The sequence below is a fragment of the Halobacteriovorax sp. RZ-2 genome (assembly GCF_043196685.1).
Classification (GTDB): Bacteria; Bdellovibrionota; Bacteriovoracia; order Bacteriovoracales; family Bacteriovoracaceae; genus Halobacteriovorax_A.
Genome location: NZ_JBEBMR010000004.1, coordinates 348,786 through 360,718 on the forward strand (window position 1 = coordinate 348,786; position 11,933 = coordinate 360,718).

14 protein-coding genes and 4 tRNA genes are annotated in these 11,933 nt (G+C 37.4%); 14 read left to right on the top strand and 4 right to left on the bottom strand.

Annotated elements, in window-relative coordinates:
- Positions 1 to 179: 179 nt before the first annotated feature.
- From gcvH to ABMA78_RS16075, 3 genes are read right to left on the bottom strand one after another with little or no spacing between them, the layout of a single operon-like run.
- Positions 180 to 560: a glycine cleavage system protein GcvH gene (gcvH, locus tag ABMA78_RS16065; protein ID WP_392861533.1), complete on the bottom strand. Its 381-nt coding sequence runs from the start codon at positions 558 to 560 to the stop codon at positions 180 to 182.
- Positions 560 to 1,630, bottom strand: a complete 1,071-nt coding sequence (gcvT, locus tag ABMA78_RS16070; protein ID WP_392861535.1) for a glycine cleavage system aminomethyltransferase GcvT — start codon at positions 1,628 to 1,630, stop codon at positions 560 to 562. The genes gcvH and gcvT overlap by 1 nt, the downstream gene beginning before the upstream one ends.
- Positions 1,631 to 1,645: 15 nt before the next feature.
- Positions 1,646 to 2,509: a bifunctional 5,10-methylenetetrahydrofolate dehydrogenase/5,10-methenyltetrahydrofolate cyclohydrolase gene (locus tag ABMA78_RS16075; protein WP_392861537.1), complete on the bottom strand. Its 864-nt coding sequence runs from the start codon at positions 2,507 to 2,509 to the stop codon at positions 1,646 to 1,648.
- A gap of 63 nt (positions 2,510 to 2,572) precedes the next feature.
- On the opposite strand from ABMA78_RS16075, the gene ABMA78_RS16080 reads away from it, so the two are divergent.
- Genes ABMA78_RS16080 through ABMA78_RS16105 form a run of 6 tightly spaced genes read left to right on the top strand, consistent with a single transcriptional unit; the run spans position 2,573 to position 6,934 of the window.
- Positions 2,573 to 2,746, top strand: coding sequence for a hypothetical protein (locus ABMA78_RS16080; protein ID WP_021267658.1), 174 nt, complete (start codon positions 2,573 to 2,575; stop codon positions 2,744 to 2,746).
- Between the two features lie 28 nt (positions 2,747 to 2,774).
- Complete coding sequence (ruvC, locus tag ABMA78_RS16085; RefSeq protein ID WP_392861539.1) at positions 2,775 to 3,320, top strand: crossover junction endodeoxyribonuclease RuvC; 546 nt, start codon at positions 2,775 to 2,777, stop codon at positions 3,318 to 3,320.
- A 5-nt stretch (positions 3,321 to 3,325) separates the two neighbouring features.
- Complete coding sequence (gene ruvA / locus ABMA78_RS16090) at positions 3,326 to 3,979, top strand: Holliday junction branch migration protein RuvA (RefSeq protein WP_392861541.1); 654 nt, start codon at positions 3,326 to 3,328, stop codon at positions 3,977 to 3,979.
- A complete protein-coding gene (ruvB, locus tag ABMA78_RS16095) occupies positions 3,980 to 4,972 on the top strand; it encodes a Holliday junction branch migration DNA helicase RuvB (RefSeq protein ID WP_392861542.1) in 993 nt (330 codons plus the stop codon).
- Positions 4,962 to 5,711, top strand: coding sequence for a hypothetical protein (locus ABMA78_RS16100; RefSeq protein WP_392861544.1), 750 nt, complete (start codon positions 4,962 to 4,964; stop codon positions 5,709 to 5,711). Before ruvB ends, ABMA78_RS16100 begins: the two co-directional genes overlap by 11 nt.
- Positions 5,711 to 6,934, top strand: coding sequence for an amidohydrolase family protein (locus ABMA78_RS16105; protein ID WP_392861546.1), 1,224 nt, complete (start codon positions 5,711 to 5,713; stop codon positions 6,932 to 6,934). The genes ABMA78_RS16100 and ABMA78_RS16105 overlap by 1 nt, the downstream gene beginning before the upstream one ends.
- Positions 6,935 to 6,937: 3 nt before the next feature.
- On the opposite strand, the gene ABMA78_RS16110 is transcribed toward ABMA78_RS16105, so the two are convergent.
- Entirely contained in the window at positions 6,938 to 7,360 is a 423-nt protein-coding gene (locus ABMA78_RS16110; protein ID WP_392861548.1) for a hotdog fold thioesterase, read from the bottom strand.
- Positions 7,361 to 7,585: 225 nt separating this feature from the next.
- Here ABMA78_RS16110 and lpxC point away from each other — a divergent pair, with 225 nt between their 5' ends.
- The 8 genes from lpxC to ABMA78_RS16150 all read left to right on the top strand — a co-directional run.
- A complete protein-coding gene (gene lpxC / locus ABMA78_RS16115; protein WP_392861549.1) occupies positions 7,586 to 8,503 on the top strand; it encodes a UDP-3-O-acyl-N-acetylglucosamine deacetylase in 918 nt (305 codons plus the stop codon).
- 93 nt (positions 8,504 to 8,596) lie between these two features.
- Entirely contained in the window at positions 8,597 to 10,315 is a 1,719-nt protein-coding gene (locus ABMA78_RS16120) for a proline--tRNA ligase (RefSeq protein WP_392861550.1), read from the top strand.
- Complete coding sequence (locus ABMA78_RS16125) at positions 10,315 to 11,076, top strand: TrmH family RNA methyltransferase (RefSeq protein WP_392861551.1); 762 nt, start codon at positions 10,315 to 10,317, stop codon at positions 11,074 to 11,076. The genes ABMA78_RS16120 and ABMA78_RS16125 overlap by 1 nt, the downstream gene beginning before the upstream one ends.
- A gap of 65 nt (positions 11,077 to 11,141) precedes the next feature.
- Positions 11,142 to 11,218, top strand: a tRNA-Thr gene (locus ABMA78_RS16130).
- 17 nt (positions 11,219 to 11,235) lie between these two features.
- Positions 11,236 to 11,321 (top strand) — tRNA-Tyr (locus ABMA78_RS16135).
- Between the two features lie 57 nt (positions 11,322 to 11,378).
- Positions 11,379 to 11,454, top strand: a tRNA-Gly gene (locus ABMA78_RS16140).
- Between the two features lie 79 nt (positions 11,455 to 11,533).
- Positions 11,534 to 11,608, top strand: a tRNA-Thr gene (locus tag ABMA78_RS16145).
- A 248-nt stretch (positions 11,609 to 11,856) separates the two neighbouring features.
- A partial coding sequence (locus ABMA78_RS16150) for a hypothetical protein (protein WP_392861555.1) occupies positions 11,857 to 11,933 on the top strand: 77 nt, incomplete at its 3' end.

Genomic DNA, 11,933 nt, shown 5'->3' on the forward strand with positions numbered 1-11,933 from the left:
TGTCTCTATTTATTGATGAACATTGGAGAATGCGAGTATGAAGCCTTAGTAGGACTTCGTAAAGGAAAAAGTTGGTCAATTGAAAATATTTTTAGGTGAGAAATTTGTAAGTTACTGAAATAAAAAAATGCCCTCATTTCGAGGGCATATGTAAGAAATTAAAACAGATTTTATTTTGTTTATTCTTGACAAAGGCTTTCGTATTCTTCGTTTGAAAGAAGATCTGAAAGTTCATCTTGATTAGACATTTTCACCTTAATCATCCAAGACTCATACGGCTCAGAGTTAAGATTGTCTGGTGAATCTGGAAGTTCTTCATTGATTTCTGTAATTGTTCCAGAAACTGGAATATAAAGATCACTTGCTGACTTAATCGATTCTACAACTCCAAAAGTGTCATCTTTAGAGAATTCTTGACCTACTTCAGGTAGCTCAACAAATACGATATCTCCTAGAGAGTTTTGTGCGAAATCTGTAATACCTACTGTTAAGATATCACCTTCAATCTTTGCCCACTCATGTTCTTTTGTATATTTAAGATCAGTTGGAATATTAGTCATTATTTGTGCCCTCCGGTAACAAATGGTTTTGTATGATAGTTTGAATCTATTACATTCTTTCGAATTTGTATTCTAAATTTCTTATTTTCAGGAAATAAATCACGCTTTACTAGACCAAGGCAAATCCCTTGAGAGTTAGTCACAGACATCGTTCCACTAGTTACAACTCCAATGACTTGATCTTGGTCATTTAAGATCTCGTAGCCTTCTCTTGGAATACCTTTGTCGATAGAAAGTTTAACAAGTCGATGAGTTGGCGTCGTTTCTTGTAGTGCGTTCTTACCGATGAAATTTTCTTTGTTTAGCTTTACTGTCCACTTAAGGGCCGAATCCAGAGGAGTTAACTCATCATTTAACTCGTGACCGTACAGTGGATAGCAAACTTCCAGTCTTAGAACATCACGTGAAGCAAGTCCACAAGGAGTAACTCCTGCTCCAAGAAGTTCTGACCAAAGTTTTTGAATTGTTTCATGTGAACCAAAAACTTCAAATCCATCTTCACCTGTATAGCCAGTTCTTGCCATGATAACCGGAGCATCATTCCAAGCACTTTCGTATGCTGAGTAATAAGCAGCGCTTGTTACTGAGTCAAAGCCTAGTTTAGACAGAACTTCTTCCGTTTTAGGACCTTGAATAGCAAGTAAAGAATAGTCTTCTGACTGGTTTGTTAGTTCAATATTAAAACCTTCAGTTTTTGATGAAATCCAATCCCAATCTTTATTGATATTTGCAGCATTTACACAAATTAAAACTTTTTGAGCTTCTAATTTGTAAGCAATCAGATCATCAATAACTGTTCCGTTTTCACGACAAAGTGGTGAGTAAACAGCTTTGCCAGTTTCAGCATTTGTAAAATCATTAGTAATAATATAGTCAACGAATGCTACTGCATCTGGCCCCGTTACAAAGAATTCACCCATGTGAGAAACATCGAAAACACCGATGTTACTTCTTACGGCTTCAACTTCAGCTTTTACGCCAGCATATTGAATCGGCATTTCATAACCTGCAAAGTCTGCCATTTTTGCCTTAAGGTCGCGATGCGCCTGTGTAAGTGATGTTTGTTTCATAAATTTCCTTAGGTTTTATTTCTTAGCGGCGCTAATTAAATTCTGAGAGACACTGAAAATAGTCATTGGACCAATTCCTTTAGGAACTGGAGTAATGGCCGCTAATTGATCTTTAATATTTTCAAAATCACAATCACCGCAAAGCTTTCCTTCGCTGCTTCGATTGATACCAACATCAAAGACAACTTGTGATTGATCATTTCTAAAGTACTCTTTAGTAAAGAGTTTAGGTGAGCCAATGGCCGTGATAATAATATCTGCAGACTTAGTTAGCTCTTTTAAATTTTGTGTTTTCGAATGCGCAAGTGTAACTGTTGCATTCAAGTTTGTTAGTAATAATGAAAGTGGTTTACCAACAATAAGACTTCTACCAACGATAACAACATTCTTTCCTGAAAAATCTACTCCGTAGTACTTGGCCATTGTCACAATGCCTTTTGGTGTACAAGGAATCATTGATGTTTCGCCAAGTTGGCCTCGATAAAGTTTAGCAACATTTTCGTAGTGGAAACCATCGACATCTTTGTGAGGAACAACAAGGTCTGTTGTATCAATTTGTGAAAGTGATTTTGGAAGTGGTAGTTGAATAAGAATTCCATGGACAAGAGGATCTTCGTTAAATTGATTAACAATTTTCAGGAACTCTTCCTCACTAATTGTTTTCTCTAAATTAACAATTTCACAACTAGCACCAATTTTTTCTGCAAATTTCTTCTTACTATTTGTATAAATAACACTTGCTGGATTATCACCAACAAGAATTACTTTCAAACAAGGAACCACACCTTGTTCTTTCAGGGTGATACACTCTTGTTTAAGGAGTTCAACTTGCCTTTCTATGACTGGTTGCGCATATAGTAATTTTGTCTCATTTTGCATTAACACATATTATCTTTATAGCTTGGTATTGGCAATTTCAGAATTAAGTCGTATTCAAGTGATATGTTTTTTTGGTTAGGATTAGCACTACAATTAATCGGTTTCGCATCAGTTGGGCTTTGTCTTTTTGTTGGTTTACAAAAAGGTGACTATGAAATGCTTGAGCTCTATCAATTTATTGGTGGATCAGCAGTTTTTTATATTGGCCACATGATAAAAGGCGTAGATCGCTCGTAAATTCGAATTTTTCGTTTATACTAAATCTATGTATATTCTAGGAATTGACCCCGGATCTCGTACTACTGGTTGGGCCGTTATCGAAGTGGAAGGTCGTAAATTTAAGTATGTCGACTCAGGTGTTTTAAAATTTGATAAGATACCAGAGTTTCTCGATCGTTTAGCTACGATTTCTTCTTCAATTAAAGATATTGTCTCAATGTATAGGCCAGATGAAATATCTGTCGAGGCACTCATCTATGTAAAGAGTATTCCAGCACTATCTAAGCTTGCTCAAGCAAGAGGTGCTCTTATCGCAGGTCTATCTGAAAAGTATCAGGGGAAGATCACAGAGTATTCACCAAACTTAATAAAATCTAGTGTTACAGGACATGGACTTGCTTCAAAAGAAAGTGTTGATCGCGCTCTGAGTATGATCTTTGGTAAGCTAGATTTTAAATCACATGACGAGTCGGATGCCCTTGCTATAGCGCTTTGTCACGCGTTGAATCGTGGACAAAGAGCAAAAATAAAGGGAAAATCGTCTCATACTCGTACAAAAGCACGTACATTAAAAGAAGTATTTTCTAAGTAGGTTTTATGATCGGTCTATTACAAGGCGAAGTTGTTTTCAGTGATGGAAACGAGTTAATTCTATTTACTCCTTCAGGAGTAGGACACCAAATTTATTTTCAACATGTTTTACCTGAGGGCTCAGTTGCGGCGATTTTCATTTCACATATTGTGAAAGAGGCAAGTGAAGAGCTTTTTGGTTTTCGCTCACTTCGTGAGAAGAAAACATTTGAACTATTACTAAGTGTTAAGGGTGTTGGTCCTAAAGGGGCATTTGCTCTTGTAACAAGTATTGGTGTCGATAATATTATCGATGCTATTACTTTCGACAATAAGAAAACACTACAGAAGGCACCTGGTGTTGGTGCCAAGGCCGCTTCTCAGATCATTCTTGATTTAAGTGGAAAAGCACAAAAAATAAAAATGTATTCGAAAGCTTCTGCTACAGCAACTCAGTCTAGTGAGACTTCGGTACAAGCACCACTTAATCTTGAGTTATTCGAAGAAACTATAACAGAGGTGGTAAGTCATGACTCTGCTCTTATGAATGATGCAATCATGGCATGTAAGGAGCTTGGCTTTACAGAAGATAAAGTTATGCCACTTGCTAAGAGAATTTTAGATGAAAATCAAATAACAAGAGCTGAACAACTTGTTCACCTCGTTTTAAAAGAGGTGTAAATGTCTGAAGGTCGCTTTTTTGATCCTACTCTTGATGAAGAAGAAACAAGAAAAGAAGTTATTCTAAGGCCAAAGGATTTTTCTGAATATATTGGCCAGAAAAAAATCGTCCAAAATATTGATGTCATGGTGACATCAGCAGTAAAGCGTAAGCAGTCAATGGACCATGCTCTTTTATCTGGGCCTCCAGGGCTTGGAAAGACATCTCTTGCCATGATTATAGCGAATGCACTGGGAAGTCAGCTTCACGTCATTTCTGGACCGGCCATTGAGAAAAAGGGAGACCTTGCTGCTATTTTAACAAACCTAGAGCCTCGTGATGTTCTCTTTATTGATGAAATTCACCGTATGCATATTTCTGTTGAAGAGATTCTCTACTCGGCGATGGAGGATTACCGTTTAGATATTGTCATTGGTGATGGTGCTGCCGCAAGAACAATGCAAATTGAAATTGCGCCCTTTACTCTAATTGGTGCTACAACACGCTCAGGACTTTTATCAAATCCATTACGTGATCGTTTTATGGCCCATTTCCATTTCGACTTTTATAAGGCCGACGAGCTTGCAGTAATTATTTCAAATAATGCAAAGAAACTTGGAATTCAAATCGATGCAGATGCGGAATTGTTAATGGCAAGATGTTCTCGTGGGACACCAAGAATTGCCAATCGTGTCCTTCGCCGTGTTCGCGACTTCGCCATTGTTCGTGATTCTTCTCACGTAAATATAAATGATGTGAAAAAATCACTAGAAATGATGGAAATTGATGAACATGGTCTTGATCGCATGGATAGACGCATTCTTTCTGTTATTCAAGAGTATTATGGTGGGGGACCTGTTGGTATTGAAGCGCTTTGTGCAACTCTTGCTGAAGATCGCTCCACGATTGAAGATGTTTATGAGCCATTTCTTTTAAAAGAAGGTTTTTTAATACGTACGCCAAGAGGTCGCGAGATCTCACAAATTGCAAAAGAGTTGATTGATGAAAAATAAGTTTTTACTTCTGTGTTTATGTCTAATTACGTTTAACATTCAGGCCACTTACGATTTATCAGCAACTGCTGGTTATCGTTCTTATATTCTTGGAGCAGCTGCTCGAGTAGACGCCGGGATAAGCCAAGAAATGTGGCGCTACAATGACCAGATTTATGGATTTATTCGTGAATCGGCTTATTTCAACACGAGTGGAACAATCAATTCAGTCGGTGGACGAATCGATTTTTTCCCAATTTCAATTCTAGGGTTCACTGCAGGAACAGAGCAAGTTTGGCGCTCATCAAAAGAGCTTTCGACTTTTGATTGTGAAACACAAGTTTGTGATGCAGATGGGACACGCTCATATCTAAGGATTGAAAATGTCTTAGCCTATAAGAAATTAGTTACGATCAATGACTTTCAAAGAGAGTTTTTCAAGTACAGTGGCTATTCAGGACTTGTCGTTAATGCTCTTCACTCAATGGAAATTTACACAGACGATATTGTTAATGTCATGAGAAATATTATCGCTTATCAATATAGTGATACTTATACATTTGGTGTTTTACATTTTCGTTCGTGGGCAGAAAAAAGTAAGCAAGATACAGCTTTTGTTGGATTCCTAAATCAATTTAAAAGAGATAAGTGGACATACGATACTATTTTAGGAATCAATCACGATCGTGATGATCATGATCACTTCAGCGTACTTCTACAAGTTAAATACGACTATAAAAAAGGTCTAAGGTTATTTTAATGAAAAATTTATTATTAATTACACTAGCAATGCTATTGTCATCATGCTCTCTTCTATATGGGAAACTTGGTGGTGACTTCGATTACGAACCAAACGAATACGATAAATTACCAAAACACGTGAAAGACTTTGTTGAAAAGTCTTATGATGGAATTGATCTTAAAAAATTGAGAGATACTCACCTTCATATTGTAGGGCTTGGAAATAGCGGAAGTGGTATTTGGGTAAATCCTGAAATGCAAGATTGGTATAATCACTTATCAAAGTATAATCGCTTCAATGTTTATATTACAGCTTCAGGTGTTGATGATGAATCTCAGGCCGATGAGCAATATGTTTCTCGTCTTGTTGATTTAATGACTTACCAGCCACACTTTATTCCTGCTTATGCACTAGCTTTTGATTACCACTATAAATTAGATGGAAGCAAAGATTTAAAGCATTCAGAGTTTCACGTTCCAAATGAATACGTGTGGAAGTTGTCACAAAAACATCCAGTAAACTTTAAGATGGTTGCCTCTGTTCACCCTTATCGTAAAGATGCAATTCAAGAACTAGAGAAGTGGGCTGCACGTGGTGTAAAATTTGTTAAGTGGCTTCCAAATGCGATGGGGATTGATCCTGCAAATGAAAAGGTTATTCCTTTTTACAAAACTCTTAAAAAATATAATATGACACTCATTACTCACGCAGGTGAGGAGAAGGCCGTTGAAGGGGATAAGTTTCAAGAGTTGGGAAACCCACTTCGACTTCGTCATGCACTTGATCTCGGTGTTGATGTTATCATCTCTCACGCGGCATCTCGTGGTAAGTGTGAAGACTTAGATAACGGTGGAGTACAGGCAGAGTGTTCTGATCTTTTTTGGAGACTATTCAAGGAAAAGAAATATGAGAAGAATCTCTTCACAGATCTTTCGGCCCTCATTATTTATGAAAGACTAAGTGAGCCTCTAATTGAGATGATTGAAAATAAACAATTTCACCATCGTGTAATGTATGGATCAGACTATCCACTACCTGCAATCAATTGGATCTATCGCACGACTGATCTAGTGGAGAAGGGATTTATTACAGAAGAAGAAAGAGAGATCTTAAATGAGATCTACTCAATCAACCCACTTCTGTTTCACTTCGTAGCACTTAGAACAGTAAAGCATCCAAAGACTGGTGAGAAGCTCACTAACGAAGCCTTTGAGATGCCAACACGTCTTTTGAAAAAATAAAAACTACTTTTTAATAACTGCCATCGTCAGGCGAGAGATACAAACTAATTTGTCTTTCTCGTCTGTGATGCGGATATCCCAAATATGGGTCGATTTCCCAAGGTGAACGGCCGTTGCCTTTGCTGTTACAATGCCAGATTGCACTGGGCGAACGTGATTAGCATTAATCTCTAAACCTGCTGCATAGTATTTTGAAGAATCCAAAATAATATTAGAAGCTATAGAGCCTACAGATTCTGCTAGGACACAACTTGCTCCACCGTGAAGGACGCCGTATGGCTGCCTCGTTCTCTCATCGACAGGCATCGTGGCCACTAAGTAATCACTTCCAGCTTCAGTAATTGTAATTGCCAAGTGTTCAACACAGCATCCAGCATTGAATCTATTCACTTCTTTTAAATCAAGATTATTAAATAAATTTTCCATCAGTAAACCTTCTTTAACCCATTCATGTAATTAAATTAACGTTGTTTTAACATCTGCATTTATTTTACGGTTATTGTTAAAAGAGTGGAAGGGTTGGTTAATTTTTGTTACAAAAGCCTCTAGGACAGGAAATTCAGTAATATTTTGCTCATCTATGACGATACTTGCTATATATTGCTGCTCAGTTTAAAATTACACAAAGTACTTAAAATTAGGTGATTTTTAATGTTAAACCAAAGAACTATAGCGAAAAAAGTGATGATTACAGGAATTGGGATCCATTCTGGAAAGAAGGTGACAATGACTCTACATCCTTCTGAAGCAGATTCTGGTATTCAGTTCAAAAGAACTGACATTAAAGATTCACAAATTCTTAAGGCAACTGCAGACACTGTTGGGGCGACTGAGAATAATACTGCTATTGGTTCAGGTCCAGGTGCTGTTCACACTGTTGAACACCTTCTTTCTGTTCTTTATGGATTTGGTATCAATAATTGCTACATCGAGATCGATGGGCCAGAAGTTCCAATTATGGACGGTTCAGGTGCATCTTTCCTATACGTTATTAAAGAGACGGGAATTCAACAACTTCATAAAACTAAGAAGTTCCTAGTGGTTACTAAGCCGGTGGAAGTTAAAGTTGGCGAAAAATGGGCGAGAATCGAACCTTGTGAAAAGCTAGTGATTGATTCAACTATCGTTTTTAAACACCCAATTATCAAAACTCAACGTAAGATATTTGAATTTACGTGTGAGAATTACATCGCAGAAATTGGCCGTGCTCGTACATTTGGTCTTTTAAGAGATGTTGATATGCTAAAGAGAAAAGGTCTAATTAAGGGCGGATCTCTTGATAATGCAATTGTTCTAGATGATTTTAAAGTAATGAACCCAGATGGATTACGTTTTGATGATGAATTCGTAAGACATAAAATTCTTGATACTGTAGGTGATATTAGCCTTCTTGGTTATGAGATCGCTGGAAAAATCACTACTTACATGTCTGGTCACCACGTTCACAACGTTCTTTGTCGCAAGCTTCTTGAGACGCCAGATGCATACGAAATTGTATCAGCGACTTCTCTTGAGAAAGAAGCAGTTCAGGCGTTTGATCTGCCCATGGCCCTTGCGCCGTCATTTTAATCAGTCGATATAAAAATATTTAACATTTATTGTGTGAATAACAGCGTGTACAATGGTATGGATTTTCACGCGTTATAAAAGAGAGAAAATACTATGATTCTATCAAAGGGTTTTTGGCAAACTTATAAGGAAGTGCCAGCAGATGCAACAATTGCATCACACCAGCTAATGATGAGAGCGGGCTTAATTCATAAGTCAGCAGCTGGATTATATAATTATCTACCAATGGGCTACCGTTCAATTCGCAAAGTAGAGCAAATTGTTCGCGAAGAAATGGATAAGGCCGGATGTTACGAAATGCTAATGTCTGTTGTTACTCCAGGTGAGCTTTGGCAAGAAACTGGCCGTTGGGATAAAATGGGTGGTGAGATGCTTAAGTTTAAAGACAAAGCAGATCGCGATCTTTGTATCTCGCCAACAAACGAAGAGGCCATTACTGATGTTTTTAGAAAAACAATAAAGTCATATAAGGATTTACCTCTTTCTCTTTATCAAATTAATACAAAATTTCGCGATGAAATTAGACCACGTTTTGGTTTAATGCGTGGGCGTGAATTCATCATGAAAGATGCTTATACTTTCCATGCTTCAAAAGAATGTTTAGATGAAGTTTACGATAGAATGTATGAAGCTTATGAAAATGTTTTTAATCGCCTAGGGCTTGAGTTTTCAGCAGTTGTTGCTGACGGTGGAGCAATGGCCGACGGTGAAGCTAAAACTCATGAATTTCAAGTAATCGCTGATGCTGGTGAAGATGCAATTATCTATTCAAATGAAGCAGGTTATGCGGCCAATATAGAAACAGCTAAGACATTAAGAAAGGTTGAAAGTGCATCTAAAACAGGTGATATGGCCGAAGTTGCAACACCTGGTAAAGCAACAATCAAAGATGTTTGCGACTTCTTAGGAAAGAGTGAATATCACTCAATCAAGTCTCTAGTTTATAAAGCAAAGAATGAAGAAGATGAAATTTTTGTTTTAGCACTTCTTTTAGGTGACGATGAACTAAATGAATTGAAACTTGAAAAAGTATATCCAGGACGTGACTTAATTGCAGCGACTGATAATGAATTAAAAACTCTTGGCCTTGAAAAAGGTTTTATTGGACCAGTTGGAATTAATAATTTAGAAATCGTATTTGATGCACAAGTTGATCTAGACGGGGCTTACGTTGTTGGTGCAAATAAAGTTGATATGCACTTAGAGAACTTTGTCGCAAATGAACAGCTTAAAGATATTAAAACTGCTGATCTTAGACTTGCATGCTCTGGTGACTTTACTCTCGATGGAAAGCATCAAGTAGAGCTTAAAAGAGGTATTGAAGTAGGGCATATCTTCCAACTTGGTGACAAGTATACGAAGGGAATGGGTGTAACTATTCTCGATCAAAATGGAAAGGCAGCAACGCCTTTAATGGGTTGTTACGGTATTGGTGTAACTCGTTTAGTTGCAGCAGCAATTGAGCAAAACCATGATGAAAATGGGATCATTTGGCCAGCAGCAATCGCACCATACAACTTATCTTTTGTTGCCATCACTAAGTCTGATGAATACAAAGAAAAAGCAAATGAACTTCATAAGAAGCTTGTAGAGTCTGGTTTAGAAGTTGTCTATGATGATAGAAAGGCTGGACCAGGGTTTAAATTTAAAGATGCTGATCTTTTAGGATTACCACTTCAAGTTGTTCTTGGAGAAAGAGATCACAAAGAAGATGGCCTACTTGAGATTAGAGTAAGACGTACTGGTGAAAAAATTAAAATTTCAGAAGACGAGCTTCTCGTAAAAGTTAACGAGCTTTTAAAGGACCTTTAATGGAACAAGATATCATTGTTGGAGTACATTCTATTGTACACGCAATTCGCAATCCTAAACGTCAGATTATCGAATTAGTAGCCTGTGAAGAAGGGATCGATAAGCTTTACAAAATGGGCGGAATTAAAAAACAAGAACTTGATGGAGTGAAGGTTAAACTAGTTTCTTCTCATAAAGTTCAAGAACTAGCTAAAGAGCTTTACGCCCAAGAAGACTTTCAATACACAAGAGTTCCATCAGGTGTTTTCTTGTTAACAAGTCAGAAAGAAGTATCGGAAACAAAACCATTATTTGATGCAATCGATAATGGTGAAGAAGTAAAAATCTTATGTCTTGATGGTGTGACAGATGTCCACAATGCTGGTGCAATCATGCGTACAGCAGCATTTTACAATGTTTCTCATATTGTTTTTGCAGTAAAAAATAATTTCAATATTGGGCCTTCGATGGCCCGTATTGCATCTGGCGCTCTAGAATATATTGAGATTGTTAAATGCAATTCTTTACCTAAGTTTCTATCAGCACTTATTAAGCGTAACGTAACTCCAATAGGGCTTACAGAGCATACTGATGATAATGATTTAGGTGAAATCAATGGGATTAAATGCCTCGTACTTGGGGCAGAGGATAGAGGACTGTCACACGCTACAGTTCGTCTACTGGAAAAGAAAATACGTTTAGAGCCAATGGGAAAAATTGAGTCGCTAAATGTATCTGTTGCTGCGGCAATTGCAATGGAAAAAGTTTTTTCTAAAAAATAAGTTAAAAAAAGCTTGCCAGGTTTTTAATTCTACTTTATAACTTATTTCCATCGCAAGTAATGTTTGCTGGCATAGCTCAGTTGGCTAGAGCAGCGGTTTTGTAAACCGCAGGTCGTAGGTTCGAGTCCTATTGCCAGCTCCATTCTTTACAGCGGTTGTGGCGAGGTTGCCGAGTGGCCAAAGGCAACAGACTGTAAATCTGTCGGGGTATCCCTTCGATGGTTCGAATCCATCTCTCGCCACCATTTTGAAAATAATTCTTTACAGAATGTTTTTAAAAGGTTATAAAATTTAAATCTTATGCGGGCGTAACTCAGTTGGTAGAGTGTCAGCCTTCCAAGCTGAATGTCGCAAGTTCGAACCTTGTCGCCCGCTCCATTAAAAAGATCCTCCTAGAGGATCTTTTTTTTTGCCAAAAATCAAAACTCATTATTAAATTATATGAATCTTATTTTGTGCTCGCGTGGCTCAGGGGTAGAGTACTTCCTTGGTAAGGAAGAGGTCACGGGTTCAAATCCCGTCGTGAGCTCCATTTTTTTTCCTCGTAATAAACTTTTTTGTGGCCTTTAAGTATAGATTTTACTGGCAATTCAAGTTTTTTATGTTATCAAAATGGCAATATGAAATTTGTGGGTTAGATTTTAACTTGGATGGCATTTTTTTTATGTTGAATCTAAGTCGAATATAGTCGATACTTACAACTCAAATTTAGCTTTTAGTTATAGTAATTATTAAGACAAACATAATGTTATGTTTAACTTTTTTAAGGAGACTTAAGTCATGGCAAAAGAATCTTTTGACAGAAGTAAGCCCCACGTAAACATTGGTACGATCGGGCACGTTGACCACGGTAAGAC

Coding starts and splice junctions, on each gene's coding strand:
- ABMA78_RS16105 (WP_392861546.1), top strand. CDS start 5,711: ATGAAAAATTTATTATTAATTACACTAGCAATGCTATTGTCATCATGC.
- ruvC (WP_392861539.1), top strand. CDS start 2,775: ATGTATATTCTAGGAATTGACCCCGGATCTCGTACTACTGGTTGGGCC.
- gcvH (WP_392861533.1), bottom strand. CDS start 560: ATGACTAATATTCCAACTGATCTTAAATATACAAAAGAACATGAGTGG.
- ABMA78_RS16110 (WP_392861548.1), bottom strand. CDS start 7,360: ATGGAAAATTTATTTAATAATCTTGATTTAAAAGAAGTGAATAGATTC.
- ABMA78_RS16080 (WP_021267658.1), top strand. CDS start 2,573: ATGTTTTTTTGGTTAGGATTAGCACTACAATTAATCGGTTTCGCATCA.
- ABMA78_RS16100 (WP_392861544.1), top strand. CDS start 4,962: ATGAAAAATAAGTTTTTACTTCTGTGTTTATGTCTAATTACGTTTAAC.
- lpxC (WP_392861549.1), top strand. CDS start 7,586: ATGTTAAACCAAAGAACTATAGCGAAAAAAGTGATGATTACAGGAATT.
- ABMA78_RS16125 (WP_392861551.1), top strand. CDS start 10,315: ATGGAACAAGATATCATTGTTGGAGTACATTCTATTGTACACGCAATT.
- ABMA78_RS16075 (WP_392861537.1), bottom strand. CDS start 2,509: ATGCAAAATGAGACAAAATTACTATATGCGCAACCAGTCATAGAAAGG.
- ruvA (WP_392861541.1), top strand. CDS start 3,326: ATGATCGGTCTATTACAAGGCGAAGTTGTTTTCAGTGATGGAAACGAG.
- ruvB (WP_392861542.1), top strand. CDS start 3,980: ATGTCTGAAGGTCGCTTTTTTGATCCTACTCTTGATGAAGAAGAAACA.
- ABMA78_RS16120 (WP_392861550.1), top strand. CDS start 8,597: ATGATTCTATCAAAGGGTTTTTGGCAAACTTATAAGGAAGTGCCAGCA.
- gcvT (WP_392861535.1), bottom strand. CDS start 1,630: ATGAAACAAACATCACTTACACAGGCGCATCGCGACCTTAAGGCAAAA.